The sequence below is a fragment of the Thermogemmatispora argillosa genome, assembly GCF_059696725.1.
The window spans coordinates 3,552,044-3,577,380 of record NZ_AP019377.1 but is presented as its reverse complement, the minus strand read 5'-3'; the positions used below and the strand labels follow the sequence as shown (position 1 = coordinate 3,577,380).

Annotated in this window: 14 protein-coding genes; 4 read left to right on the top strand and 10 right to left on the bottom strand. The window is 57.9% G+C overall.

The annotated features are described in order from the left end of the window. Positions 1–103 precede the first annotated feature (103 nt). The 6 genes from AC6H1L_RS13945 to AC6H1L_RS13920 form a co-directional block, all read right to left on the bottom strand. Complete coding sequence (locus AC6H1L_RS13945; protein ID WP_497598096.1) at positions 104–2,479, bottom strand: serine/threonine protein kinase; 2,376 nt, start codon at positions 2,477–2,479, stop codon at positions 104–106. 424 nt (positions 2,480–2,903) lie between these two features. Further along, positions 2,904–4,268 carry a dihydroorotase gene (locus AC6H1L_RS13940; RefSeq protein ID WP_497598095.1) on the bottom strand — a complete coding sequence of 455 codons (1,365 nt, stop codon included), beginning with the start codon at positions 4,266–4,268 and terminating at the stop codon, positions 2,904–2,906. An 11-nt stretch (positions 4,269–4,279) separates the two neighbouring features. Further along, positions 4,280–7,474: a carbamoyl-phosphate synthase (glutamine-hydrolyzing) large subunit gene (gene carB, locus AC6H1L_RS13935; RefSeq protein ID WP_497598094.1), complete on the bottom strand. Its 3,195-nt coding sequence runs from the start codon at positions 7,472–7,474 to the stop codon at positions 4,280–4,282. Beyond that, positions 7,474–8,622, bottom strand: a complete 1,149-nt coding sequence (carA, locus tag AC6H1L_RS13930; RefSeq protein WP_497598093.1) for a glutamine-hydrolyzing carbamoyl-phosphate synthase small subunit — start codon at positions 8,620–8,622, stop codon at positions 7,474–7,476. The genes carB and carA overlap by 1 nt, the downstream gene beginning before the upstream one ends. Before the next feature lie 22 nt (positions 8,623–8,644). Further along, a complete protein-coding gene (gene pyrB, locus AC6H1L_RS13925; protein ID WP_497598092.1) occupies positions 8,645–9,634 on the bottom strand; it encodes an aspartate carbamoyltransferase in 990 nt (329 codons plus the stop codon). Between the two features lie 489 nt (positions 9,635–10,123). After that, positions 10,124–12,562 (bottom strand): DEAD/DEAH box helicase, encoded by a 2,439-nt coding sequence (locus AC6H1L_RS13920; RefSeq protein ID WP_497598091.1) that lies wholly within the window; start codon positions 12,560–12,562, stop codon positions 10,124–10,126. 903 nt (positions 12,563–13,465) lie between these two features. On the opposite strand from AC6H1L_RS13920, the gene AC6H1L_RS13915 reads away from it, so the two are divergent. Together AC6H1L_RS13915 and AC6H1L_RS13910 are read left to right on the top strand one after the other, a co-directional pair. Next, positions 13,466–14,833 (top strand): glycine--tRNA ligase, encoded by a 1,368-nt coding sequence (locus tag AC6H1L_RS13915; protein ID WP_297165991.1) that lies wholly within the window; start codon positions 13,466–13,468, stop codon positions 14,831–14,833. A gap of 436 nt (positions 14,834–15,269) precedes the next feature. Beyond that, the gene (locus tag AC6H1L_RS13910) at positions 15,270–16,292 is read left to right on the top strand and encodes an endonuclease/exonuclease/phosphatase family protein (protein WP_497598090.1); all 1,023 of its coding nucleotides are present in this window, start codon (positions 15,270–15,272) and stop codon (positions 16,290–16,292) included. Positions 16,293–16,495: 203 nt separating this feature from the next. Here AC6H1L_RS13910 and dnaJ read toward each other — a convergent pair whose 3' ends face one another. Both dnaJ and dnaK read right to left on the bottom strand, forming a co-directional pair. Next, positions 16,496–17,650 carry a molecular chaperone DnaJ gene (gene dnaJ / locus AC6H1L_RS13905; protein WP_322481143.1) on the bottom strand — a complete coding sequence of 385 codons (1,155 nt, stop codon included), beginning with the start codon at positions 17,648–17,650 and terminating at the stop codon, positions 16,496–16,498. A gap of 26 nt (positions 17,651–17,676) precedes the next feature. Next, positions 17,677–19,584 (bottom strand): molecular chaperone DnaK, encoded by a 1,908-nt coding sequence (dnaK, locus tag AC6H1L_RS13900; RefSeq protein ID WP_497598089.1) that lies wholly within the window; start codon positions 19,582–19,584, stop codon positions 17,677–17,679. 188 nt (positions 19,585–19,772) lie between these two features. Between dnaK and AC6H1L_RS13895 the strand changes: the two genes are divergently transcribed. Next, on the top strand, positions 19,773–19,895 hold the full coding sequence (locus AC6H1L_RS13895) for a hypothetical protein (protein WP_497598088.1): 123 nt from the start codon (positions 19,773–19,775) through the stop codon (positions 19,893–19,895). Positions 19,896–19,991: 96 nt separating this feature from the next. On the opposite strand, the gene hrcA is transcribed toward AC6H1L_RS13895, so the two are convergent. Beyond that, positions 19,992–21,083: a heat-inducible transcriptional repressor HrcA gene (gene hrcA / locus AC6H1L_RS13890; RefSeq protein ID WP_497598087.1), complete on the bottom strand. Its 1,092-nt coding sequence runs from the start codon at positions 21,081–21,083 to the stop codon at positions 19,992–19,994. Positions 21,084–21,421: 338 nt separating this feature from the next. Between hrcA and AC6H1L_RS13885 the strand changes: the two genes are divergently transcribed. After that, positions 21,422–21,973 carry a hypothetical protein gene (locus AC6H1L_RS13885; protein WP_497598086.1) on the top strand — a complete coding sequence of 184 codons (552 nt, stop codon included), beginning with the start codon at positions 21,422–21,424 and terminating at the stop codon, positions 21,971–21,973. 225 nt (positions 21,974–22,198) lie between these two features. Here the strand turns inward: AC6H1L_RS13885 and AC6H1L_RS13880 are convergent, their stop codons facing one another. After that, positions 22,199–25,243: a transglycosylase domain-containing protein gene (locus tag AC6H1L_RS13880; RefSeq protein WP_497598085.1), complete on the bottom strand. Its 3,045-nt coding sequence runs from the start codon at positions 25,241–25,243 to the stop codon at positions 22,199–22,201. Positions 25,244–25,337 lie beyond the last annotated feature (94 nt).

Genomic DNA, 25,337 nt, shown 5'->3' with positions numbered 1-25,337 from the left:
AGCGCCGAAAGCATCAGTATGGCTGACGGTCTCCAAGCCTATTCATGACAATGGCTTAGGCCAACCACCGCCTGCGCGTTCAGCGTCTTCCTTCGCCTCCGCGTCAGTTGCGCGTAATCAACAGATCTTTAAAAGCGACCTCCGTCCCGTTCAGATTCACCAGCATGCCGACTGTACCCGATGGAAGCGAGCTATCTTTAGCCTGGCCTACAACCTTACCATTGACGATAAAGGTAAAGCTAGAACCATTGGCAAAGACCTTCAAGGTATTGACATTCTTCGGCCCCTGTCCCTGGTGGAACTCGCTACCAAACTTTTTGCGCCAGATCGGCGTACCCCAAGCATTATTAGGGCCGCGACTATCATCATATTTATAGAAGCGGTACTCGCCCCCCTTGATGTTCTGCACTTCGAAGCTATAGAAAGTCGTCACCGTCTTACCACTGCGCGTCTGCTGGCTGAAGCGCAGAATCAGGCCGAAGGAATTGTTGACATTGGTATCGTCGCCCTTCACCTCCTGCATGGTCAGGCTGTAGCCAATCGGGCCAGTGAAAGGCGCAGATTGCAGGACGACAGCGATACCTTTCTGACTATGGTTAGTAATATGATAGGCCCCATCCTTAAAGGCATAAGTGTCCGCAGGAGTTGTCGGCCAATCATGGATATTCTGCGACAGCGGATCAGAGAAGAGCACATCGCTTGCGCCAGCAGCCGTAGCCATCGGTGACGCGGTGGTCTGCAAGCCCGGTGTTGCTGTTACCTGTGGCCCCGTTTTCTGGCCGGCATGCAGATGGCCCCATAGCAAGAGACCAGAGCCTACTACCAGGATGAGCGCCGCCACAATCAGCGTCACGATCATGCGCGCCCGACGACGCTCGCCCCGCGACACGCCCTTACTCTGGCCCGTTCCAGCGGCAGTCAGAGGCAGCAGGCCAGTGACGTAGCGACCCGGTTGACCAGCCACAGGGACCTTGACCACCTTGACCGGACCAGTTAATTTCACCAGCGGAGAAGTAGCGGTTTGCTGAGCTACCGGGGCCAGCGCCCCCGTCGTCGTTGAGCGCGTTGACGCAAGCTGCTGAACGCCCTGAACATCCGCGGGCTGCTGCTCGCGCTCTCCAGCAACACCAGTGCCGGCAATAGAGGGGGCGACGGATGGCAAGGGATCAGTGAAATTATGCTGCTGTTCCTCTGCCTGCCAGAGAACGGCAGGCTGCTCATTGGTGACCGGACCGGCCTGACCGGCTACGGTTTCTGGCGCAACGCCGGCCCCCACACGGGGGAACATCCCAGTGCGAGAGAGGAGGCCACCGCGCCGACTAGCGCCGCTGGTCACCGGCAATTTCGCGGTTGGCAGAGCAGGCTCAGCCGTGGGGAGCTTCAGGGAAGGGGCTGGGAAAGCCGGCGCCGGCGGCTCCCCCGCTACTCCTCCTCGCGGCTGGGCCTCCGCCTGGGCCGCGGGAGCCTGGGGCCTGGAAGCGACATTCAGCGCCGGCTGAGGCGCACTGGCCGCTGTCCAGCGAGGGTCAAACAGCCCTCCAGCACTGCCAGGAACAGCAAACTTCCCCGAGAGGCCCAGGGCCGCAATCGCAGGATTCTGCCCCGTGTCGACACTGATACCGGCAGAAGTCAAAGCCAGACGGAAGGCTAAGGCCATCTCCTGGCCAGAAAAGTAGCGATCAGCAGGATTTTTCGCCAGTGCGCGCAGGATCACCTGCTCAGCAGCCACAGGCAGATCGGGGCGAAAAACCCGCGGCGAGGTGGGAGGAGTCTGCAGATGCTGAGCTGCGATCTGCATCGGAGCCTCACCTCTAAAGGGGGCCACCCCAGTCACCATCTGATAGAGAATGACCCCAAGCGAATAGAGATCGGCTCGCCCATCAACCGGCTGCCCAAGGACCTGCTCGGGAGACATATAGTCAGGGGTGCCTACTGGCGCACCCGGCCCGGTCAAACGTACCTGGTTCGCCCGCTCTTCAGAGATAATCTTCACCAGGCCGAAATCAGTCAGCAGCAGGCGCCCCTCGGGCGTCTTCAGAATATTGGCCGGCTTGACATCGCGGTGAATTACACCCCGCTCATGGGCAAAATCAAGGGCAGCGGCCAACTGCTCAAGATAATTGAGTACCTTGGGCAGGGCCATTGCGCCCTCGCGCTCCATTTCATCGCGCAGTGTCCCCCCGCTGATATAGGGCATGACCAGATAGGCCAGGCCATGCTGTTCCCCGTACTCATAGACCGGCATAATATTGGGATGCTCCAGCGAAGCGGCTGCATCCGTCTCGCGTCGAAAACGCTCTAGAAAGGCCGCCAGCTGATGAGGTGTCAGCGAGGCCATCGGAAAGAGTACCTTGACAGCCACCTGACGGCGCGGTCGTGACTGCTGTGCCAGGAATACCGCGCCCATACCACCCTGCCCGATCAAGCGCTGGAGCGTGCAGGTCCCCAGCCTCATTCCAATCAAAGCTTCAGGATTCATGCACCATCCTCTTTTGTTTCAATCGCCCAGCCGCGATTGTTCTTCGGCAACGACGTGCAACCCAGTCTTCAGCGCGCAGGCACGTCGGGGGGGGTACACCACAGTGTATCGTGAAATATTTTTTCGTTTGTACATCTTAGTTAATTTACACAGCGCTGACAATGAATCCGCCTGGCAGGCATGACCAAAGTAATGGTTGCGGGTAATGGTCTTTTACGACCTGGGGAGAGGTTTCAGTGGTCTCCTGGTGTCCCAGGATGCTTAAGCCTGCAGCCGTTCCAGCAACTGTGCAGGGAAACACGGGAAGGCGATACGCCAAGCCTGAATGGAAGCTAGGGAATCTTGCGCTTCACTTGGAGCGCGCAGGCTCGCCCCCCCTGGAGAAAGGAGGGACGAGCCTGCTCCGTCAGCACGCGGGATCAGGTCACCTCTCAAGCGTTTCGCGCCTGAGCCACCGGCCTTGAGGCTCGCCGATGATTTGGCCATCGTGGTAGACGAGATGGCCACGCAAAAAGGTTGCCACTGGGCGACCAATCAATTCTTGACCTTCATAAACCGACCATTGATTTTTGGTATAGAGATCCTCCCTCCTCACTTTCCAGGTTCGCTCAGTATCGATCACCACAATATCGGCATCCTTGCCCACGGCCAGCGCCCCCTTTTGCCCGAAGCCGAAGATACGGGCAATATTGCCTGACGTTACCTGAGCAATACGCATCAAGCCCTCCTCCAGGGTCTCCCTGCCGAAGCGCTTGACCCAGTTGCTCACCAGGACAGGGACCGCTTCTTGCAGCCCAGGCATTCCCGAGGCAGCTTCCCAGACGCTTTCTTTCTGCTTCTCAGCCAGTGTGTGGGGGGCATGATCGGTCACGACAGTATCGATCTTTCCCGCACGCAGGAGCTGCCAGAGCCTTTCCTGCGCCTCTGGCGGGCGCAGAGCAGGCGCAATATTGATCAGGTTGCCGTAGCGCTCATAATCGGCAGTACTCAGGGCTAGATGCGCCGTGGTAACCTCGCCGTAGACCTCTACGCCGATCTGTCGGCCAAACTCTACTGCCGCCAATTCTTCCGGCGTCGAGAGATGCAGCAGATAGAGCTTAACCCCAAAGTACCTGGCCAGCGCGATCATCTCCAGCACCGATGTCAGCACTACCGAGAGGTTGCGCACCTCTCCCCAGGCCGCCGGGTCGTGCCTGCCAGCGACATCACGATAGTGATGGAGAAAGTAATCGATCAGCTCCTGATTCTCGGCGTGCACAATGGCCATCAGGCCGCGCTCACCCAGAATGGCAAAAATGCGGGCCAGGTCACTTAAACGCGGGATGGTAGTCGGCGCACTCAGGTGACCAGCGGCAAAAATTTTGACGCCTGTGATCTTAGCGGGATCAACCGCCCTGAGTTCGTCGATCTCCTCACGCGCAACCCCCATGTTGATGGCAAAGTCGCAGTAGGAGCGCTGCGCATACCTCTGGATCTGCTCGTCAACCCGTGCCGCAGTGGTGGTCGGGGGCCTGGTATTGGGCATATCCAGGATGGTCGTATAGCCCCCAGCCAGGCCCGCCCGCGTTCCATGCGCAATATCCTCTTTGTATTCCAGCCCCGGCTCACGCATATGGCCATGCACTTCGATTAATCCGGGCAACAGGTACTTGCCCCGAAAATCGAAGCTCTCCCCTTCGTGGCCAGAGAAGCCTTCGTCAATGCGCTCGATCTTGCCGTCAACCACGGTAATCGTCCCGTTGATAACGCGGTCGGGCAGCACGAGCGCCCCCATGAGGGTTGTCGGCATCGTTGCGCTCCTCAAGCAACATATTCGTTCCAGGATTTGATCGGGATCGTACGCAGATCCTTGTTGACAATGGCCCTCGCAAACAAGCGCACTTGTTTCACTTTGGTCAGCAAGGGAATGTTATGATCAACAGCGGCGCGGCGGATCATATACCCGTCATCGACCTCCTGGAGCACATAGTTGTCGACCACGTTGATGGCCAGATCAACTTTGCGTTCGCGGAAGTAGGTGAGGATATTCGGCTCTTTTTGCTCATGGATTTTGAAGAGCATCTCCGCCTGAATGCCATGCTGGCGTAAGAAAGCGCAGGTTTTTTCAGTGGCATAGAGCGGTAGCCCTAGAGAGGCTAGTAGCTTAGCCGGCTCCAGGAACTTCTGCTTTTTCTCTTCGCTGCCAATGCTAATAAAGATGCCCTTCTGCGGAATATGCCCGCCGGTCGCGATGAAAGCCTTGAGATAGGCTTCCTCCAGATCTTCGCCAAAGCAGGCTACCTCGCCCGTCGAGGCCATTTCGACCCGCAGCACCGGATCAGCCCCCGTCAGGCGCGAGAACGAGAACTGCGGCGCCTTGACGGCTGTAAAGGTCAGGGTCGGCATGGCGACCGGGGCCAGTTCCTTTTGAAAGAGGGCATCGACAAAGAGTTCAATCAGATTGATGCCTGTGACCTTCGAAATGAAGGGGAAAGTTCGCGAGGCTCGTAGATTGGCCTCGATGACATAGACCTGATTATCTTTGGCCAGGAACTGGACATTGAAAGGTCCGGTAATCTCCAGAGCCCGGGCAATGGCTCGCCCTGCCTCTTCGATGCGCTGCAGCGTCTCCGCATTGATGGTCTGAGTAGGCAGCACAATGGTGGCGTCGCCCGAGTGAACACCGGCGTTCTCCACATGCTCCGAGATCACAAAGGCTTTGATTTCACCTCGCTGGGCAACGGCATCCAATTCGACCTCTTTGACCTGCTGGAAGAACTTGGTGACGGTCACGGGATGCTCAGGCGAGACGGCTGCCGCATATTTGGCGTAGCGCTCTAGCTGCTCAGATGTATAGCAAACATTCATAGCGCTGCCAGAAAGCACGTAGGAGGGGCGCACCAGGACCGGATAGCCTACACGCTCGGCGAAGTCAAGGATATCTTCGAGCGTCTCGAAGGTGTCCCAGGCGGGTTGGTGAATGCCCAGCTCATCTAGCAGCTGCGAGAATTTTGAGCGATTCTCAGCCTGATCGATATGCTCGGCAGAGGTGCCCAGGATGGGAATACCATAGTCGTGCAGGGCCTTGACGCGATTATTAGGCGTCTGTCCTCCTACGGAGACAATGACTCCCTGTGGGTTCTCAAAGTCGCAGATATCGGCAATGCGCTCAAAAGTCAGCTCTTCAAAGTAGAGACGGTCCGACATATCATAGTCCGTGGAAACCGTCTCAGGGTTGCAGTTGATGACGATCGAGCGCTTGCCGTATTTCTTGAGGGCCTGCACTGTGTTGACACTGCACCAGTCAAATTCCACGGACGAGCCGATCCGATAGGGACCGGAGCCAAGGACAACAATCCCCTCCTGACCAAGCGGCTGGACATCGTGATGGTTGCCGTTGTAGGTCATATAGAGGTAGTTCGTGTCTGATGGGAACTCACCTGCGAGCGTATCGATCTGAAAGATGGATGGCAACACCCCATAGTGTTTGCGCAAAGCCCGGATCTCCAGCTCTGTTTTGCCGGTCAGCTCCCCAATACGCTTGTCAGAGAAGCCAGCTTGCTTCAAGATCAACAAGCGCGACGCAGTCAGCTCGGGATCGCGCTCTAGCTCCTGCTCAAGCTTGACAATATGCTGAATACGATGCAGGAACCAGGGATCGATGCCCGTGATATCACTGATCTTTTCAATCGAGAAGCCGTGGCGCAAGGCCACAGGGAGGGCGAAGATACGCTTCGGCGTCGGAGTATAGAGATACTTATCGATGATAGCGGCCTCGCTCTCCTCTCCGAGAAAGACCCGCTTTGAGGTTGCCCCCTCAAGCCCGAGGTCGAGCATACGAATGGCCTTCTGATAGGCTTCCTCAAAGGTGCGCCCAATGCCCATTACCTCGCCGACGGACTTCATACTCGTTCCAATTGTTTGATCCGCCCCCTTAAACTTATCGAGGTCCCAGCGAGGGATCTTCACCACCACGTAGTCCAGGCTCGGCTCAAAGCAGGCTTGCGTCACGCCTGTGACCTTATTGGTCAGCTCAGGGAGCGCATAGCCCAGAGCCAGCTTGGCCGCCACGTAGGCCAGCGGATAGCCGGTTGCCTTGCTGGCCAGGGCCGAGCTGCGCGAGAGGCGCGCATTGACCTCAATGACATAGTATTCGGACGTGCGCGGATTAAGAGCAAACTGGACATTGCATTCGCCGACGATGCCCAGACTTCTCACAATAGCGATGGCCGCCTTGCGCAGCGTATGATACTCGCTATTGGTCAGTGTCTGGCTGGGGGCCAGTACCACCGACTCGCCGGTATGGATGCCCAGCGGGTCCATGTTTTCCATATTGCAGACCGTGATGCAATTATCATAGGCATCACGGACAACCTCGTACTCAACCTCTTTATAGTGGTGCAGGTATTGTTCAACCAGCACCTGGGGGGAGAAGGCCAGGGCCCTGGTAACAATGCGCCGCAACTCGTCCATGTTGTGGGCAATACCAGAGCCTTGGCCGCCCAGCGCGAAGCCGGCTCGCAGCATAACGGGAAAGCCGATAGACTGGGCAATCTCCTGCGCCTCTTCCAGCGATTCCGCGCTTTTGCTCACCGGTGTTGGGATATTGATCTTGTGCAGGTGTTCAGCGAACTCCTGGCGATCTTCTGTCAGAATAATAGCCGTGACCGGTGTTCCCAGAATCTCTACGTGATACTTCTCTAGCACGCCGCTTTTGAACAATTCGACTCCACAGTTGAGGGCCGTCTGTCCTCCAAAGGAGAGGAGCAGCCCATCGGGGCGCTCTTTTTCGATGACACGCTCGACAAAAAAGGGCGTAACAGGCAGAAAGTAGACCTGGTCGGCCAGCTCTTTGGACGTCTGAATAGTGGCAATGTTGGGATTGACCAGAACGGTTGAGATCCCCTCTTCGCGTAGCGCTTTCAGGGCCTGAGAGCCGGAGTAGTCGAACTCTCCGGCCTGGCCAATTTTCAGCGCCCCTGCACCCAATACCAGCACCTTGCGTACTTTTTTCATCACGAGCCACGCGCCTCCTTTTCGCTGCGAACCCGAGTAAGGAAATGATCAAAGATCCAATCAGTATCCATTGGACCGGGCCTTGCCTCCGGATGGAACTGTACAGAGAAGAAAGGCAGCTCGTGATGGATCATACCCTCATTGGTTCCATCGTTCCCATTGATAAACCAGGGCGCAAATCCTGGAGGCAAGGTGCCAACGGCAAAGCCATGATTTTGAGTTGTAATAAAGCAGCGCTTGCTATCATTCAGCAGACATGGCTGATTCTGGCTTCGATGCCCAAACTTCATCTTGTAGGTGTCACCGCCGGCGGCCAGGGCCAACAACTGGTGACCCAGGCAGATACCCAGCATCGGGACGGCCCGCTCCAGAGCAATCTGAATGGTCTCAATAGTCTTCTGCACGGTCTTTGGATCGCCAGGCCCGTTGGAAATGACGATCCCGTCAAAATCAAAGGTAGTGGCGGGCGCAAACAGTTCGTAGTCCCAGGGCACACGGACCAGGCGCACATTGCGCCGCAGCAGGGAACGGATGATATTGTGCTTCGTTCCGCAATCGATCAGGGCAATAGTGACGTCGCCTTCACCCAGGCACTGGACTCCTTTGCAGGAAACGCGCGCCACCAGGTTTTCAAGGTTCGGATCGTAGAAAGGCAGATCTTCATCGATAACGATCTTGCCCAGCATTGTCCCATGCGTTCGGATATGCTGCGTGAGCAAGCGGGTATCTTTAATTTCTAGAGCCGGCACCTTCTCCTTCTGCAACCAGGAGCGCAGGCTCATCACGCTCTGGGCATGGGAGGGCGTGTCGATATAGTCGGAAACGATCAGACCCGCGATGTGAATCCTGTCACTTTCCCAGAGCTCTGACAGGGGCACGCCATAATTACCGACCAGTGGGTAGGTCATGGCGAGAATCTGGCCACCGTAGGAGGCGTCGGTCATTGCCTCCGGATAGCCGACCATGCCTGTGCAAAACACGACCTCACCAGCGGTGGAAGCCTCATAGCCGAAGGAGGTTCCTTCGAAGATCGTCCCGTCTTCCAACACGAGCATTCCGCGGCGGGTACCGGTATCGAGGGCAAAGCGAGAGAGGGCCGCTGAGTCTTTCTCAACCAGAAAAGTCCGATCTACCATGTTCTGCTGCATCCAGGACATCCTTTCAACGATACTAAGCTTTCCCCAAGACCAACGCCAATAAGGCCATGCGAGTGTACAAGCCGTTCCTGATCTGGGAACGCAGATAAACCGCGCGCTCGTCGCCATCGACAGCAGGATCAATCGTCCCAACCCGCGGCAGGGGGTCCATGAGGATCATCTCGCGATTGGCACGCTCAGCCAGTAACGCCGGTGTTACCTGGAACGAAGCAGCAGCCACCTTTTGATATTCTTCGAGAGATGAGAATCGTTCTTTTTGTATACGTGTCCAATACCAGAAATGACAGTCAGTTGGAATTTCTCGCTCACTGTGGATCTCTATAATCTGTATACCACGCGCGCTCAGAGCGACAAAATCGTCGCGCGAGAGACGCAGCTCCTCGGGTGAGAGCAGATAGACCGTGTTGCCCTCAAAGAGGGCGAGACCTCGGATGAGCGAGTGCAGAGTACGACTGTTGAGCGGATCACCGGCCAGCAGGCCTTTCAGATGATCGAGACGCCCAAAGTGCTCATAGATGGTAAAGAGATCAAGCAACGTCTGGGTAGGATGCTCGTTGTTGCCGTCGCCAGCATTGATTACTGGCACACTAGCCACTTCCGCGGCTCGCCTGGCCGCACCCGGCACAGGGTGGCGCAGGACAATCGCCTGCGTGTAGGCCTCGAAGACGCTGATCGTGTCTTCAAACGATTCCCCTTTCCGAACCGAGCTGACTACTTCCGGGTTCTGAATATCAAGCGTCTGCCCTCCCAGGCGCTTGACGGCAGCCGCAAAGGAGCCAAAGGTCCGGCTGGAGGGTTCGTAGAACAACAGGGCTACGAGTTGACCAGCGAGCAGTTGAGATGGCTCACCTGCAAGGACCAACTCTTTCATCTCGCGCGCCAGCGCGAAGACTCTATAGAGATCAGCCGCTGAAAATTGATCAAGAGAGAGGATATCTTTTCCCCTGAAATCTCCGCTGATCAGCTCAAGCGAGCCTGGCGGATGCGTGATTACTTGATTCATGCTGTCCTCCAGCTAGCCTTTGAGCACAACCTGTTGACTGGTCATATGCTTGTCAGTGCTCCGCCTCTCTCAAACAGCAAGGCTTACGACGGAGCGGCTGCATGTGAGTTTGCTCCTCACTTGCTAACGAGCTAAGGTCTGCCCTGGCTGAGGCTATAAAAAAATTCCCCACCCCTGTTTCCAGGGGTGAGGAAAAATCTTCTTCCCCAGGCAAGACACCGGGTCCGCCCCATCTATAGAATGAACAATCCACCCTCCATAAGGGATGGACAATCAACAATCGCAAACTACCTAAAGACATGATGGAGCCAGACCCTTTGTCCACAAACTTGCCGAGTAGACCCATTTCAAATCGTCATATATTTATACACGTTACGTAGTTAAAAGTCAATAGCCAACAGGTACCTGATGAAGAGGAGAGCCCTGCTAGCTCTGCGGCCTGGGGTCAAGGGCATTCACACCTGGACGAGGCGCGCCGGCCCTTGTAGCCTAAGCTCCTTCGATCAGATCCTGAAGAGCCTCGTGGGGATCACTATCCTCTTCGGCGTCTAGCGGCAGCTCCTCCCCGGCGATGCGCGCCACCATCGAAGGCACAGTGCGGCTCTGGAGAATGATACCCCTCATCAGTGAGGCGCTGGCCTGAGCAAACATCGGGCGCAGGCGCGTGAGACGCTCATGCTGCTCTTGCAGTTCAGCATGCTGACGCCGCATCTGTTTGATTGCATTGCGACTGAGGCCAGAGCCATCAGTGGACGGGGATAGCAGCAGCTCAGGCCAGAGGTCACGCGCATCTAACAGTTGACCAATTGCCCCCTGCACCTGCTGCAGCAGGTCGATGGTCTGGTTGAGCAACATCAGGATGTCTCCCTCGGCCAGGTCGATGCGTCGCAACAGGCCATTCAGAGACATACCACGGGCCCAGGAGAGGGCGACGCCGTGAAACTCGGGAACAATGCGCGGCGTTAGCGCGAGGCCCGCCATCTCTTCCATTTCACAGATCCGCTTCTCAACCTGTTTGAGTTCACGCCGCACCTCTCTCAGGCGCGAATTGAGGACATGGCGATTGTAGAGCCGCCGGTCATTGTCAAAGGTAAACCAGCTACAAACCTCCGCCAGCTCCGCAGGCGTTAGCTCATCCAGAACCCCATCCATGATCAGCTCAACGATCAGGATGCCTGCAGGATGGAAGATACTACGCAGGAGGCGCCCGCGTAGGGTGAGTCGGTCGTCACGCCCAATGTAGCCCAAAGCACGCAGTACAAAGACCGTCCCTTCCAGCTCTTCTTTTCCTTCGCGGCTGAGCTGTAGCCAGCCACGCCGGCGCTGACTGCGCTCCAGCGCCCGCACCGCCGCCTCCGCCGCTTTGAGCTTTTTCCTGCTCACCTTCCGTCCCCTACGGAGCTGATGCTCTACTTGCCGAATAAGATGCAGCTCCTGCTCTTCCCAGGCACGATAGCGCTGATACTCACGCAAGCTGGAGGCGCAGATACGACGCAGATGCTCAATATCTCCCTCGCGCCAGAGGTTAAGAATCGAATTATAGCGGATTACAAAGGAGCTAGAGACCGGATGCAGCTCAGCAGTAACGTGGGCAAAAGCCTCCTCGAACGGCTCCCAGGGCGAGTATGGGATCACCGCCGCTCCGCGCACATCCATACCGCGGCGGCCAGCGCGCCCGGTGAGCTGGCGATACTCATTCGGCGTCAGGAGGCGCATCTCTACCCCATCGAACTTGCTCAGGCTCCCTACGACTACAGAGCGGGCCGGCATATTGATGCCGAGCGCCAGCGTATCGGTGGCGAAGACTGCCCGCAAATGGCCTTGAGCAAAAAGGGTTTCTACCAGCACCTTCAGGCCGGGTAGCAGCCCCGCATGGTGAAAGGCCAGGCCGCGGGGAAGCAGATTGACCAGCGCATGCACCTGCTGGAGATTCCGGTCCTCGGGTGGCAACTGCTCCAGCCAGATACGGATCTCTTCACGGATACGCTCCTGTTCCTGGGGGGTGGTGAAGAGATGGCGCGCCGCGCTCATGGCCGCTTCCTCAACAGCCCGTCGCCCTGGGAGAAAGTAGAGGCAGGGCAAGAGATCGGCATCGCGCAGGGCTGTCAGTACCTCTCCTGGTTCAGGCGCCCGTCGGAACGCCAAACGGGCCCGCCTGGCTTTGGCTCGCGTTTTGACCTTACCATCATCCACGGCCTCCTCGTGCGCGACGGCACTGATCTGCCTGTCGTGCGCAGTTGTCTCGGACGCCGCTTGCTCCTCCACCTCCTTCGCACCGCGATCCTCTAGCTCAAGCTCATCCCAGTCACGACCGAAGGCATAGCGTCGCGCCAGGCGCGCCTCTCCTCCAACATTGGGGAAGCGCTCGACGCGCCGCCCTGCAGCGTCCTGAACCAGGTGCAACTTACCGTCAAGAAAGTAGTAGTGCTCCAAAGGTACGGCCCGCTCTTCATGCACAACCAGCGCAACAGGGCGATGAACACGGCTAATCCAGTCGGCCAGCTCCTGAGCGTTGCTGACTGTGGCAGAGAGGCCGACGAGTTGCACATGAGGAGGAGAACAAATGATCGCCTCCTCCCAGACGGGTCCTCGCTCGGGGTCGCTCAGATAATGCAGCTCATCGAAGACAACATAGGCAACATCGGCCAGCGAAGAAGCGCCGTCTTCTCCCCCTTCCTCCAGGAGCATATTGCGGTAAACCTCGGTTGTCATAATGACAATCGCCGCCCGGCTCCTCTCTACGATATCCCCCGTCACGAGGCCGACCGCCTCCGGCCCATAGATAGCGCGTAAATCGCGGAACTTCTGATTCGAGAGCGCTTTCAGTGGGGTAGTGTAGATCACACGCGCACCTTGCTGCCAGGCTTTCCAGATGGCATATTCGGCCACGAGTGTTTTCCCCGTGCCTGTCGGGGCTGCGACGAGCACTGACCGTCCTCGAGCAAGGTGCGCTATGGCTTCTTTCTGAAAGGTGTCAAGGGGAAATGGATACCGACTTGCAAATGTCTCTATCTCTTCCTGAATTTCGGGTCCAACCTCCACGTTTCTCTTGCCCATTTCAACCTTTCTCTAACGCGCTACCAGAAAACAGACTACGATGCTGCTCAATATGAAGAACCATCTTCCGCGTCGGAGACTTTGTACAGCCATTGTGTTTCATTGCCTCATTGTAGCACGAAAGGAGGAAGGGGGCAAGCAGGGCTGGCTATCAGGCCGCCGGACGCAGAGCCAGCGATACCGCCCTGACCAAAGCTGCCCAGTCCAGCTACTCAGCTTCATCTGTTGTGCCTTGCCGCAAGGTAAGTGCTGGCAGGCTCTGCAGACGGCGGCAGGAGGCTGGGGGTTTGGGCTAGGCTATGCCTGGGAGGTCTGGTCCCGCCCTCTTGCGGAGAAAGACGCACCCTGCTATACTACACACACAGAAGCTCATGGCTGGCAACAGAGCAGGGCCTTTGACGAGCAACATAGAGACAGGCAGACAAACCAACTGAACAACGAGACCGGCGATGATGAAGAGGAGTAACCGGTCGAGGGTATCAGCGAGCCGGCGGTTGGTGGAAGGCCGGTAATCCAGAACCGGTGAAGGGCGCTTCGGAGCCGGTATATTGAGAATGAGTGGCTTCGCGCTGAGTTCCTTTCTCGCTCCACGATGTTCGCAGTAGCGAGCGAGCGAGCGAGCGAGCGGGGACGAAGAGCGTGAAGAAGCAGGGTGGAACCGCGCATATCGCCTGAGAGAGGTCTGCCCCGGGCGGCTTACATTGGCGATATTCGTCCCTGGCGTTCGTGAACGCCTGGGGCGATTTTTATTGCAGAGGAGGAGACCACTCACCTATGACCCAGCTTGAGCAGCAACAGACTAGTGAAACGGCCTTTGTCCCTATTGAAAAGATTGTCTCGCTCTGTAAGCGGCGCGGCTTCGTGTACCCGAACTCGGAAATCTATGGCGGCATCTCGGGCGTCTATGACTTCGGCCCCCTCGGCGTCGAATTGCGCAATAATATCCGCCGCTACTGGTGGTGGTCGATGGTTCAGACGCAAGATAACATCGTCGGGATCGAGGGCGCGATTCTGACTCATCCTCGCGTCTGGGAGGCCAGTGGCCACGTTCAGAACTTCGTTGATCGCCTGGTTGAGTGTAAGACCTGTAAGAGGCGCTTCCGTGTCGATCACTTGCCTCCAGAGAATCTGGAGCAGCGCAAGTGCCCCAACGATGGCGGCGAGCTGATGGAGCCGCGAACCTTTAACTTGCTGATGGAGACCTACCTGGGCGTGGTCGAAGACGATCGCGTGAAGACCTATCTGCGCGGCGAGGCATGCCAGAATATCTATCTGGACTTCATGAACGTCGTGAAGTCTTCACGCATGAAGATTCCTTTCGGGATCTGCCAGATCGGGAAAGCTTTCCGCAACGAGGTAACGCCCGGTAACTTCCTCTTCCGTCAGCGCGAGTTTGAGCAGTGGGATCTGCAGTTCTTCGTCCACCCGAGCGAGATGCAGCACTGGTTCGATTATTGGAAACAGCGCCGCTTCGAGTGGTACCGTGGGCTGATTAACCATAAGGATCGCCTTCGCCTGCGTGAGCACGGCCCTGATGAGCTGGCCCACTACGCCCGCCAGGCTTTCGATATCGAGTATCAGACGGTTCTCGGCTGGCAAGAGTGGGAGGGCATCCATTGGCGCCAGGATTGGGATCTTTCGCGCCATAGCCAGTATAGCGGCGAAGATCTGAGCTACGTCGATGAGGTCACCAAAGAGCGCTTTATCCCCTGGATCGTGGAGACCTCCGGCGGTGTTGATCGCACCTTCCTTTACCTGCTGCTGGATGCCTACGAGGAGCAGCCTGATCCACAGGGCAAGAGCGGGGAGACCCGCACGGTGCTCCATCTGCATCCGATGCTTGCCCCTGTCAAGGTGGCTGTCTTCCCGCTGAAGCGCAATAACGAGGAGTTGGTGAAGCTGGCTCGGGAGATCTACGAGCGCCTGCGTCGGCTGATGGTGGCCCAGTACGATGATACGGGTAGTATTGGGCGCCTCTACCGTCGCCAGGATGAGATCGGTACGCCTTACTGCGTGACCGTCGATTTCCAGTCCCTGGAGGATAAGACGGTCACCGTCCGCGATCGCGATACGATGGCTCAGGTACGCGTGGCTATTGATGAGCTGCCAGCTTACCTGCTAGAGCGCGTGACCTGGCATTGATGGGCGCCCCAATGCAGGTGCAGTCCGTCACAGGCCGTTAGCGTGAGAGGGAGCAGTTGACCGCAATGCACAAGCGGTGAGCTTGCTCCCTCTCCTCTTATGCGCTCTACCCACTCTACTTCAGAAAATGGCTCTGCACCTGCTCTCATCGGAGGATTTCTCCCCAATCTCTTTAGCTTTTTTCCCTACCCGCTCATGCTCACCGAGGCCTGAAGCTGCGCCGCAGCAGTGACGGATCTGGTGAAAAGCAATGAGGGACTGTGCTTTTCGCACCGGTCGAATCGTTCTTAAATTCCAGGCTGAGCGTGCAGCTCAGAGTACCTCCCCCCTGCGCCCTCCCAGCCGTTCGCCAACGGAGAGCGCGGGATGGCGATTGAAGATCATTAATTCGCCCATCTAGAGCTTGATAAAGCTTTAAGAAGAGTTATTGCCGAGGATGACACGAGTTCTCTCTTATAATATTCTGGCCGGTGGAATGACCCCATGTGGGGGCAAGAGCCGGCGCACGGAGCCACTAGCGCGCCTGATCAGCGCAGTTCAGCCCGATATTATTGGACTGCCCGAGGGTCTCAACCCGCGCAAGAGGGAAGAAAAAGCCGTGGTAGAGGAGCTGGCAGAGCAGCTAGACATGACCCTCATCCGGGGAGACCACCCCTCGGCAGGCAATGAGTTTCAAGTAGCCTGTCTTACCAGGCTCCCGGTCCTTGCCAGTCAGGTCCATGTACGACCGGGCATACTGACCCGCCCGGTGCTGGAGGTACGTGTCCGCGAGGAGGATGGGGGGGAGCTGACTGTTTTTGTGGCTCATCTGATCGCCAGTTTTCATAAAGGATGGGCCGCAGAACGCCTGCGACGACGCGAGGTTGAAGCGATCCTGGAGATCATGGCCGCGGCCCGCGGTCGGCCCCACCTGCTGATGGGCGACTTCAATGCCCTGGCGCCAGGCGAGCCGTTGCGGGCTAGCGCTCTCCTGCGCTACGTGCTCTACCTCGACCAGACCTTACCTGCCGGGCCAGGCGAGCGCGATGGTCACCCCCACCTGGCCTATGTGCTCCCTGAGCGTTTGCGCCCCTGGCAGCCATTCTTGGCCCAACTCATACGCCGGCGACCGGTCCTTTGGCTCATCGACGCGCTGGCTGGTCTCTATGTGCCGCGTAAGAGCATCGCCCGCTTGCAGCATGCCGGCTACGTCGACTGCTTCCGCCGCTCGCATCCACACGATCCGGGCTTCACCTGTCCGGCGCTGATGCCGGCCGGGCGGATCGACTTCATCTTCGCCAGCCCTGAGCTGGCGCCGCGGCTACGCTCCTGCTGGATCGTAGAAGAGGGCAACGGCGTGAAAGGATCGCAGGCCAGTGACCACCTGCCAGTGCTGGCCGAATTTGATCCGAGCACTGTGCACGCTGCAGGGGGAGAGCAAAGCAGGCCCCAGGCCGTTGCTACACTGGCCTCTTCTTGAGCCGAAACGAGGCCACAGGAGGGGCGACAGCAACAGATAGCCAGGCCTTTCCAGCACAGGCCGCCTCAACCAGCCAGATCTGCCCCCAGCGCTTTACCTGCGCGACTGGCGAGGCCTATCGGAGGAGAGGGTCTAGAGAGTGTTTCCCCTCTCCTCCCTGGCCTGCTGACTGCTTTCTCTAAGCAGAAGCGCCGCACCAAGGCTCACTGAAAGACATCCTTGGTCTTCTCGAAGAGATTGCGGAAGATATTCTTATCGTTCTGCTCGCTCTGCTCGCGCTCCAGACGAGCAAACTCTTCGAGGAGACGCCGCATCTCGGGCGTCAGATTCGTGGGTGTAACGACCTTCACGATCACATGCTGATCGCCACGCGCGCTGCTGTGGACCACCGGGACCCCCAGGCCCTTCAGACGGAAAGAGCGACCGCTCTGCGTACCAGGCGGGATCTTCAGCGTGGCCGTCTTGCCGTCGATCGTCGGCACCTCGACCTCATCACCGAGAGCTGCCTGTGTAAAGCTGATGGGCAACTCATAGATAATGTCGTTGCCCTGGCGCTTAAAGAAGGGATGAGGCTTAACGGTCAGGATCACGTAGAGATTGCCCGGCGTACCACCGCGGGCGCTGACCTCGCCTTCGCCCGTCACGCGCACGTTGATCCCATCATCCACGCCAGCAGGGATATTGACCACCACGCGGCGATTATTGCGCACGCGGCCCTGTCCACGGCACTTCTCACACGGGGTTGTGATCACCCGCCCCTCGCCGCGGCAACGCTCACAAACGGTGACATTGACAAACTGGCCGAAGATCGACTGCTGGACGCGCCGGATCTCGCCCGTGCCTCCGCAGGAGGAGCAGCGAGCTGTCGATGTGCCTGGCTGAGCGCCGCTTCCATGACAATGGGGACAAGTCTCCCAACGCGGCAGCTCAATCTCCTTCTGGCAGCCAAAAACGGCCTCTTCAAAGGTGATCGTCAGCTCATAGCGAATATCAGCGCCCCGCTGCGGTCCCGTCCGGCGCTGCGAACCTGCCGTTCCAGCGAAGAAGGTCTCGAAGATATCGTTGAGCGTCGTGAACGTGCCGAAGTCGCTGAAACCGCCGAACCCGCCAAAACCGGCTCCGCTTCCATTACCGACCCCGGCATGGCCATAGCGGTCGTAGGCCGCGCGTTTCTGCGGATCACTCAGTACCTCGTACGCCTCATTGATCTCAATGAAGCGCGCCTCAGCGCCTGGCTCCTTGTTGGCGTCCGGGTGATACTGCTTGGCAAGGCGGCGGAACGCTTTCTTAATCTCTTCCTCGCTTGCGTGGCGCGATACACCCAGAACTTCGTAGTAATCTCGTTTACCAGCAGGCATCGACAGGTCCTTTTAACGTAAGAGAACTACATTTCCTTGAACTCGCCCTCGATCGTATCGTCCTGCGTCGTTCCCCGCGACTGGCCATCCCCGGTGCTGGTGCCAGTGGAGGAAGCGCCATCGGTGCTCTCCGCCTGACGATAGAGGGCTTCACTGACACGATAGAAGCTCTGTTCGAGAGCCTCGCGCGCAGCCTTCACGCGCGAGATATCGTCGCCAGCCAAAGCGTCGCGCACCTCGGCGATTTTCGCCTCTAACTCGCTGCGCTGCTCGGGAGAGAGCTTCTCGCCCAGGTCGGCCAGGCTTTTCTCCGCGCGATAGGCGACACTATCGGCCTGGTTACGCTCCTCGACCTCCTGCTTACGCCGGCGATCCTCCGCAGCATGCTCCTCGGCCTCGCGAATCATCCGCTCGATCTGCTCTTGAGTAAGACCACTGGAGGGCATAATCGTAATCTTTTGCTGGCGCCCAGTGCCTTTATCACGAGCCGAGACATTGACAATGCCATTGGCATCGATGTCGAAGGTCACCTCGATCTGCGGCACACCACGGGGAGCCGGAGGAATGCCATCGAGGATGAAGCTTCCCAGCGAGCGGTTATCTTTGGCAAACTCGCGCTCGCCTTGCAACACGTTGATCTCGACGCTGGGCTGATTATCACTGGCCGTAGAGAAGATCTGGCTTTTGCGCGTTGGAATGGTTGTGTTGCGCTCGATCAAGCGTGTAAAGATGCCGCCCATTGTCTCGATGCCCAGCGAGAGCGGCGTCACATCGAGCAGCAACACATCCTTAATATCGCCAGTGAGTACGGCGGCCTGAATGGCGGCCCCGACAGCCACCACCTCATCGGGGTTCACGCCGCGGTGAGGCTCGCGATCAAAGATGCGGCGCACCAGAGCTTGAACCGCAGGCATACGCGTCTGGCCACCGACCAGGACCACCTCTTGGATATCGCTCGGGCGCACCCCAGCATCGGCCAGGGCCTGCATCACAGGACCCCGAGAGCGCTCAATCAGGTCTTCTACCAGTTGCTCCAGCTTGGCACGGGTCAGGGTCATCATCAGATGCTTGGGGCCACTGGCGTCGGCGGTAATGAAAGGCAAATTAATCTCTGTCTGCAAAGAAGATGACAGCTCCTTCTTTGCGCGCTCGGCGGCCTCCTTCAGACGCTGCAGCGCCATGCGGTCCTGCCGTAGATCGATCCCATGCTCCTTCTGAAACTCCTCGGCCATCCAGTTGATGATGCGCTGATCGAAGTCATCGCCGCCCAGATGCGTATCGCCATTTGTACTTTTCACCTCAAAAACGCCATCACCCAGCTCCAGCAGGGAGATATCGAACGTTCCTCCACCCAAATCGTAGACGGCGATGCGCTCATCCTTCTTCTTATCCAGGCCGTAGGCCAGCGAGGCTGCGGTTGGCTCATTAATGATACGCAGAACCTCTAACCCGGCGATCCGCCCGGCGTCGCGTGTCGCCTGACGCTGGGCATCGTTGAAGTAGGCCGGCACGGTGATCACGGCCTGAGTTACCCGCTCGCCCAGATAGGCTTCCGCATCGGTCTTCAACTTCTGCAGGATCATGGCCGAGATCTCGGGAGGGCTGTACTGGCGCCCCTGGACCTCGACCCAAGCGTCGCCGTTGCTGGCACGGATCACCTTATAGGGAACGAGGCCGCGATCGCGCACGACCTCGGGATCATCATATTTGCGCCCCATGAAGCGCTTAATGGAGTAAATGGTGTTCTCAGGGTTCGTGATGGCCTGCCGCTTCGCCATCTCGCCAACAAGCCGCTCGCCGTTCTTCGTCACCGCAAAGACCGACGGCGTCGTGCGCGAGCCCTCGGCGTTGGGGATCACCACCGGCTCGCCGCCTTCCATAACAGCAACACAAGAGTTCGTCGTCCCAAGATCAATGCCAATAACTCGTGGCACAGTTGCCTCCTACAATCTCGCAAGATTTCCTGCGCTGGCCAGGGGAGAGAGAACAGCAGGATGATCAGAAGGAGCCGCCTGTCCGTTCCAGCTCTGTCCTGTCACTCAGCCGATGTGTCTGTCTGTTGATGGCTATGACTCAGCTCCTATTCTCCAGGCTGGACCATCAACAAGGACGTGGTGGAAAGGTGGAAGCTCTAGCCGATCAGACGCTCTTCATCTCAACGACCGCCTCCCTCCAAGGAGCTTCCACTTTCCCCGCGATCGATCGCGCATCAGCCCCTACCTACCACCTCAGCGGCAGCGGCTGATACGCCTCTGGCCGTGCTGCACTGCTCCGCTTCGCTCCGCCCCTCCCCGCTTCTCGCCACCCAGCGCCTGGCAGCCAGGCCAGGACAGGGATGCGCTCACAAGCCATAACCCTGCTCTAGCAGGTCGTTCATCACCTCAACCATATAGCGGACAACAGCCACCGCTCGCCCATACTGCATTGGGGTGGGGCCGATCACTCCCAGCAGGCCGCTCAGCTTATCCTCACGGCCATAGCGAGCGACGACCAGGCTGACATCCTTCATCTCATCCCATTCATCCTCTCCGCCAATGATGACCTGTACCCCATCAGACTCGCGCACGTGTGAGGCCAGGGCTGGTAAAAAGCTCTTCTCCTCCAGCACCTTGATGACTTTATTAACACGCTCGCGCCGCTCTTCCTCCAGCGCGCGGTGACTACGTTCACGGCGCTCTTCATCGCCGGCCCGGTTTCGCCCATCAGGCGGCTCTAGAATGTTGAGGACACCCTCACGATAGAAGAGATCAGCGACAAGACGGCTATGTTGCTCAAGCAGTTGGGCGATCGCCGTGCCGATCAGCTGCTCGACTGGGGAGAAGCTCTGCTTCTCCAGGAGTGCCGTGACTTCGGCGGCACACTTCCCCTGGAAGAGTTTATTGAGGCGCGTCGAGATGGCACTCAGATCCTCTTGTTTGTAAGGCGTCTCCAGCAACAGGCGCCGCTGCCTCACTGTGCCATCGCTCATCACCAGAACCAGATGGGCCGAGTAGTCGGAGACTGAGAGAACTTCAAAGTGCTTCAACCGCCCCACACTGGCCCGCGGCGGCGTCATCACAGCAGCACTGTGCAACATCCGCGCCATGACCGAGGCCGTCAGACGCACCCACTGGTCGAGTTGGTCCTGCACCTGGTAGAACTGATGCCGGATCAGGCGCTGCTCCTCCAGGGAAAGCGCCGACTCTTGCATCAGATGCTCAACAAAATAACGGTAACCCTGGTTGGTCGGCACCCGCCCAGCCGAGGTATGGGGCTGATAGATAAGCCCCGCTTCCTCTAGACCAGCCAGCTCGTGCCGCACCGTCGCCGAGCTATATCGGAGGCCGTACTTACGCACCAACGTCTCCGACGCCACTGGCGTGCCAGTATGAATGTATTCCTCGACCAGCGCTCTCAGGATCTCTTGCTTGCGTGGACTCAACAGGATCGACATCGGCTCACAGGCCCCCGTCTCTCGCTCGCTCTCCCCGACCCCGGCCTCTCCTCTCCGCCGGGTTGCTCAGGCATCAATGAGGCCAAAATAAGTGCTAGCAGTCTCACGAAGAGACTGCAAGTACAGCATAGCACTCGCTAGAAAGGATTGTCAAGGGGAGGTGACCGCTGGCCTCTAGCGCCCCTTCCTCCCAAAACTCAGCCACCGGAAGATAGTTATCGGCCTCTCGGAGCCGAGATTGACAAATGAGCATGTGTATACTAAATTACCGAAAGGATCTGTAAAAGCATGCTTCTCAGAGGATTTCCTATGAAGCAAAGCTTTGGAGGTTTTCTCGGATGTTCTTCTCTCGGCGCAACTTGGCCATTCTCTTCTCCTCTTCGTTAGTCATTCTGGCGATACTTTTTCCGACCTTGCTTGCTTCGCCTGTCGCACACGCTCAGGCTCACGCCAGTAGCGAGCAGAGTATTCAGCCTCACTACTATCCACCTCCCTGTCAAGGGGAGGAATGCTACGGAGCCGATCCCTATACCACTACCTGCGGTAAGCCCAGCTCCTTCAATAATGTGACCCTCACCGCAGTCAATATCTGGACTGGCGGGCCGCAAGGAGGAGGCACACTCATCGGCCAGCTCTATAATTATTACTCGTCGGCCTGTCAGGCCAACTGGGCCGTTGTCTGGCTGAATACGCCTTATGCGATCTCGATCCGTATCTGGCCCGTCGGCAGCAACGAGCGCCAGTGCTATCCTGAGAACTGCACGAGCTACTATACAGGCCGGGCCTTCCCAGCCTGGACCAACATGGTCGACGGCACTCTACTGACTACAGCTTGCGCAAGTCTGGCCATCTGGGGGTCGCTCTCCCGCCAGGTGTGCGTTAATCAATAAAGGCGGCTGGGCCTGCTTTCGCCGGCCAGGTCCGCAGCAATCGATTAACTGGCTGGTCATCAGCTTCCACCTCTGACATTTGTTAGCCCAACAAGCAGAGCGGGTTGGCGCTCCTGGGGCGCTCCTTGTACCTTAGCGCCTTCTCGCGGGAGCACCAACCCGCTCGCTATCAGCCAGGCCCAAGGCAAAGCCATCGGCATGCTAGCGGTTGAGGCCAGCATACCATCAGCGGCGGTGGCCATTGCCGGAGTTGCCATTACTGTTGCCTGGACCTGGATTCATTCCCGTTCCGGTATCTGTTCCTGTTGTAGTGGCAGTAGGCGTCGGATTCGGATTCGCATTGGAAGACGAAGAAGAAGAGCCAGTTGTCGCCGGCAGGCCACTCTGCTGCGGATACTCGTCCTCCAACATCACATCGCAGTAGCCGCTCCCCTGCAGTCCATTCACCGTATTGACACACATCTTTTTCACGCCCGGCGGCGCTGTAAAGAAGTAGTCGTGATAGGGGGACTTATAGGAGCCGCAGGGAATACCGGCCCCATCGGCGTTGCAGGCCCCCATCACGCGCTCGATGACGCTGTGCCAGATGGGAGCAGCGCCCGTGATACCGATCACGTTGCCACGGAATGGCTCGTTATTGGCATTCCCGGCCCAGACCCCTACCACCACATCAGGCGTATAGCCAATGGTCCAGTTATCCTTAAAATTATCGGTCGTACCGGTCTTGGCAGCCACATCAGGCACGCGGCCATCGGGCAGGTGCCAGTCCCACATCGACAGCGTATGATCGCCACCGAACTCTTTAGCGCGAGCTGCTTCGTCCGACAGCACGTCGGTCATCATATAAGCGATCTGAGGGCTAAGCACGCGGGTGGCAGGCGGATGGCTGGTGTCATAGTGATAGAGATGGTGACCGTAGTTGTCCCAGATGTCCAGGACGCCCTGGGGCGGGACACGCAGGCCGCCATCGGCAAAGACCTGATAGGCTCCCGTCATTTGCAAGAGCGGCACCTCAGCGGTGCCCAGCGCCAGGCTTGGGAAGAAACAGTCCTGATAAGTCAGGTTGGGGTTGTGCTTACTCTGCCGACAGGCAGGCAAGTCATAATCGCGAATGGCCGTGATACCCATGCGCTCGGCCATCGTGACGACGTTCTGCACCCCCGCAAACTCCATAGCCTTGACCGCAGGCACGTTCAGCGAGTTCTGCAGAGCCTCGCGGATGGTCGAATTCCAGTTATGGTAAGTATTGCCATAATCGGTTGGATGATAGGCGTTGTTTTCTGGATCGACCAAGGGATTCTCATTGTTATAGGGGAAGTAGGTCTTAACATCCGGTAGTACAATGCCAGGATACCAGCCCATCTGGAAGGCAGTCGCATAGACAATCGGCTTGAAGGAGGAACCCGGCTGGCGCGGGGAGAGAGCAGCATTAACCTGCCCTTTGATCTCGGGCTTATTTGAATTCCAGTCCGAGCTGCCGGCCATAGCCAGGATCTCGCCCGTTTTAGCGTCCATGACGACCACGGCAGCATCATTGACATTGTTGACCGTACTTAAGGGACCACAGCCCGTATAGCTGGCGAAGTAACGGCACTCGACCTGGTTGAGATGGCGATCAATGGCCTTCTCAACAAAGGTCTCTAGATTCACATCAACTGTAGTACGGATATTGAAGCCGCCCGTCAGGAACGCGACTTTGCCAGCCTGCATATCACCGTGGCCCAGCGCTTCCTCAATCTGGGTGATGACCCAGAAGACGAAATGCGGCGCCCGAATGGTGTTGACATAGGGATGGAATTTGAACTTGGCCGAGATGGCCTCGACTTTGGCAGCAACCTCCGGTGTGACCTGCCCAACCCCATCAACAACCATGCCGAGCTTGATCATCTGGTTGAGTACATATTTCTGGCGGTTGAGGGCTCGCTCCGTGTTACCCGGTATGACTTTCTCCAGCGATGGGTCGTAGTAGTCAGGGTTCTGTGGGAGACCCGCCAGGAAAGAGGCCCGCGCTAGACCCAATAGGGGATCATGCTTGCCGGTTTTCAGGTCTACATCGAGATAGCGAATACCCGGGATACAGTTGAAGTGGACATCACAATGGGGCTTGAGGTCAAAATAGTCTTCAACGGCGGCTTCGATGCCTAGCTCCTGGGCCCCAAACGGTGCCACATTAAAGTACATCTCCAGGATTTTCCACTTGGGATATTGCTGGGTCAGGGCGATAGCTAGCGCAGCCTCGGTGATCTTGCGCGAATAGGAATATTGATCATCGTGAGTAAGGTTCTTAATCAACTGCTGGGTTAAGCCACTGCCACCGCCGTTATGCTCGATGAAAGCGCGCAGGATACCCTGGGGATCAAAGCCAGCGTTCTCCCAGAAGGTCGGATCTTCAGCAGCGATCATAGCCTGCTGCATCACCATCGGGATATCCTTATACGCCACTGGCGTGCGCCGCCCAGCGTACTGGCTCTCCGTGTCATAGGCTTGATAGAGGAGGTTCATGTTACGATCATAGATGCGCGACGTCTGGCTGACATGCTGATTCGCCAGTTGCTGCACCCGCGGATACTGCTCCTGATAGTAGGCGTAGGCCGAGGCTCCTCCCGTTGAGAGCAGGATCAGGATAAGCACGGCCATCACGGAGGCCACAATGGTTACGACACGCCGTGGACCAGACTGACGGTTCTTGAGACGCTGGCGACGTCGCTTGCGGAGCATCGAAATGCGCAGGGTCCGTGAACGGCGCCAGGGCCGGCTCTTTTCAGTGCTGCTATGCTGAGTCGGAGAGGTCGGTCTTTCCAGGAGGCCCGTGCCAGCACCAGCAGAGAAAACCGGGGACCGAGACGCTGACGATGGCATCGCTGGTCGCGCTGGCTGGCCCTGCGAGCCTAAGCCCATGTTGCCAGCGACAGCCGCTACCTTGCCTGACCAGCGACGAACTACGTTCGAGACGTTGGATACCCAGTTATTGTAGCGCCCCGAAAGAAGACCAGTGCGTCGCGGCTGTCCTCCCTGATTACTGGGATTCGCCTGCAACGGCAAGGGAGTCGGTGCTCTTCCTACTTGCGGGGTAGCTGGAGGCCCCGCTTGCGGGACCTGAGCGATGTTGGGTTCTTGTGCTGGTGGCTGCGACGGCTGAATGAATGGCCCCTTGGCAAACTGCTCGCCGTAGCGGCGTAAGAGGCTTCCTGTCGCTCTCTCTTGCTGATGCCCGTTACGGCCTGACCCTTCAGGATAGTTAAATGGCTGCTTCCATTGACTGTTGCTCATTGGTTCACAATCCCCTCAGTGAGACTCCTTGTATACCACCGCTCGGCTATGCACGATAAGCCAGAACGCCGGTTCCAGGGAGAGGTCCACCCCC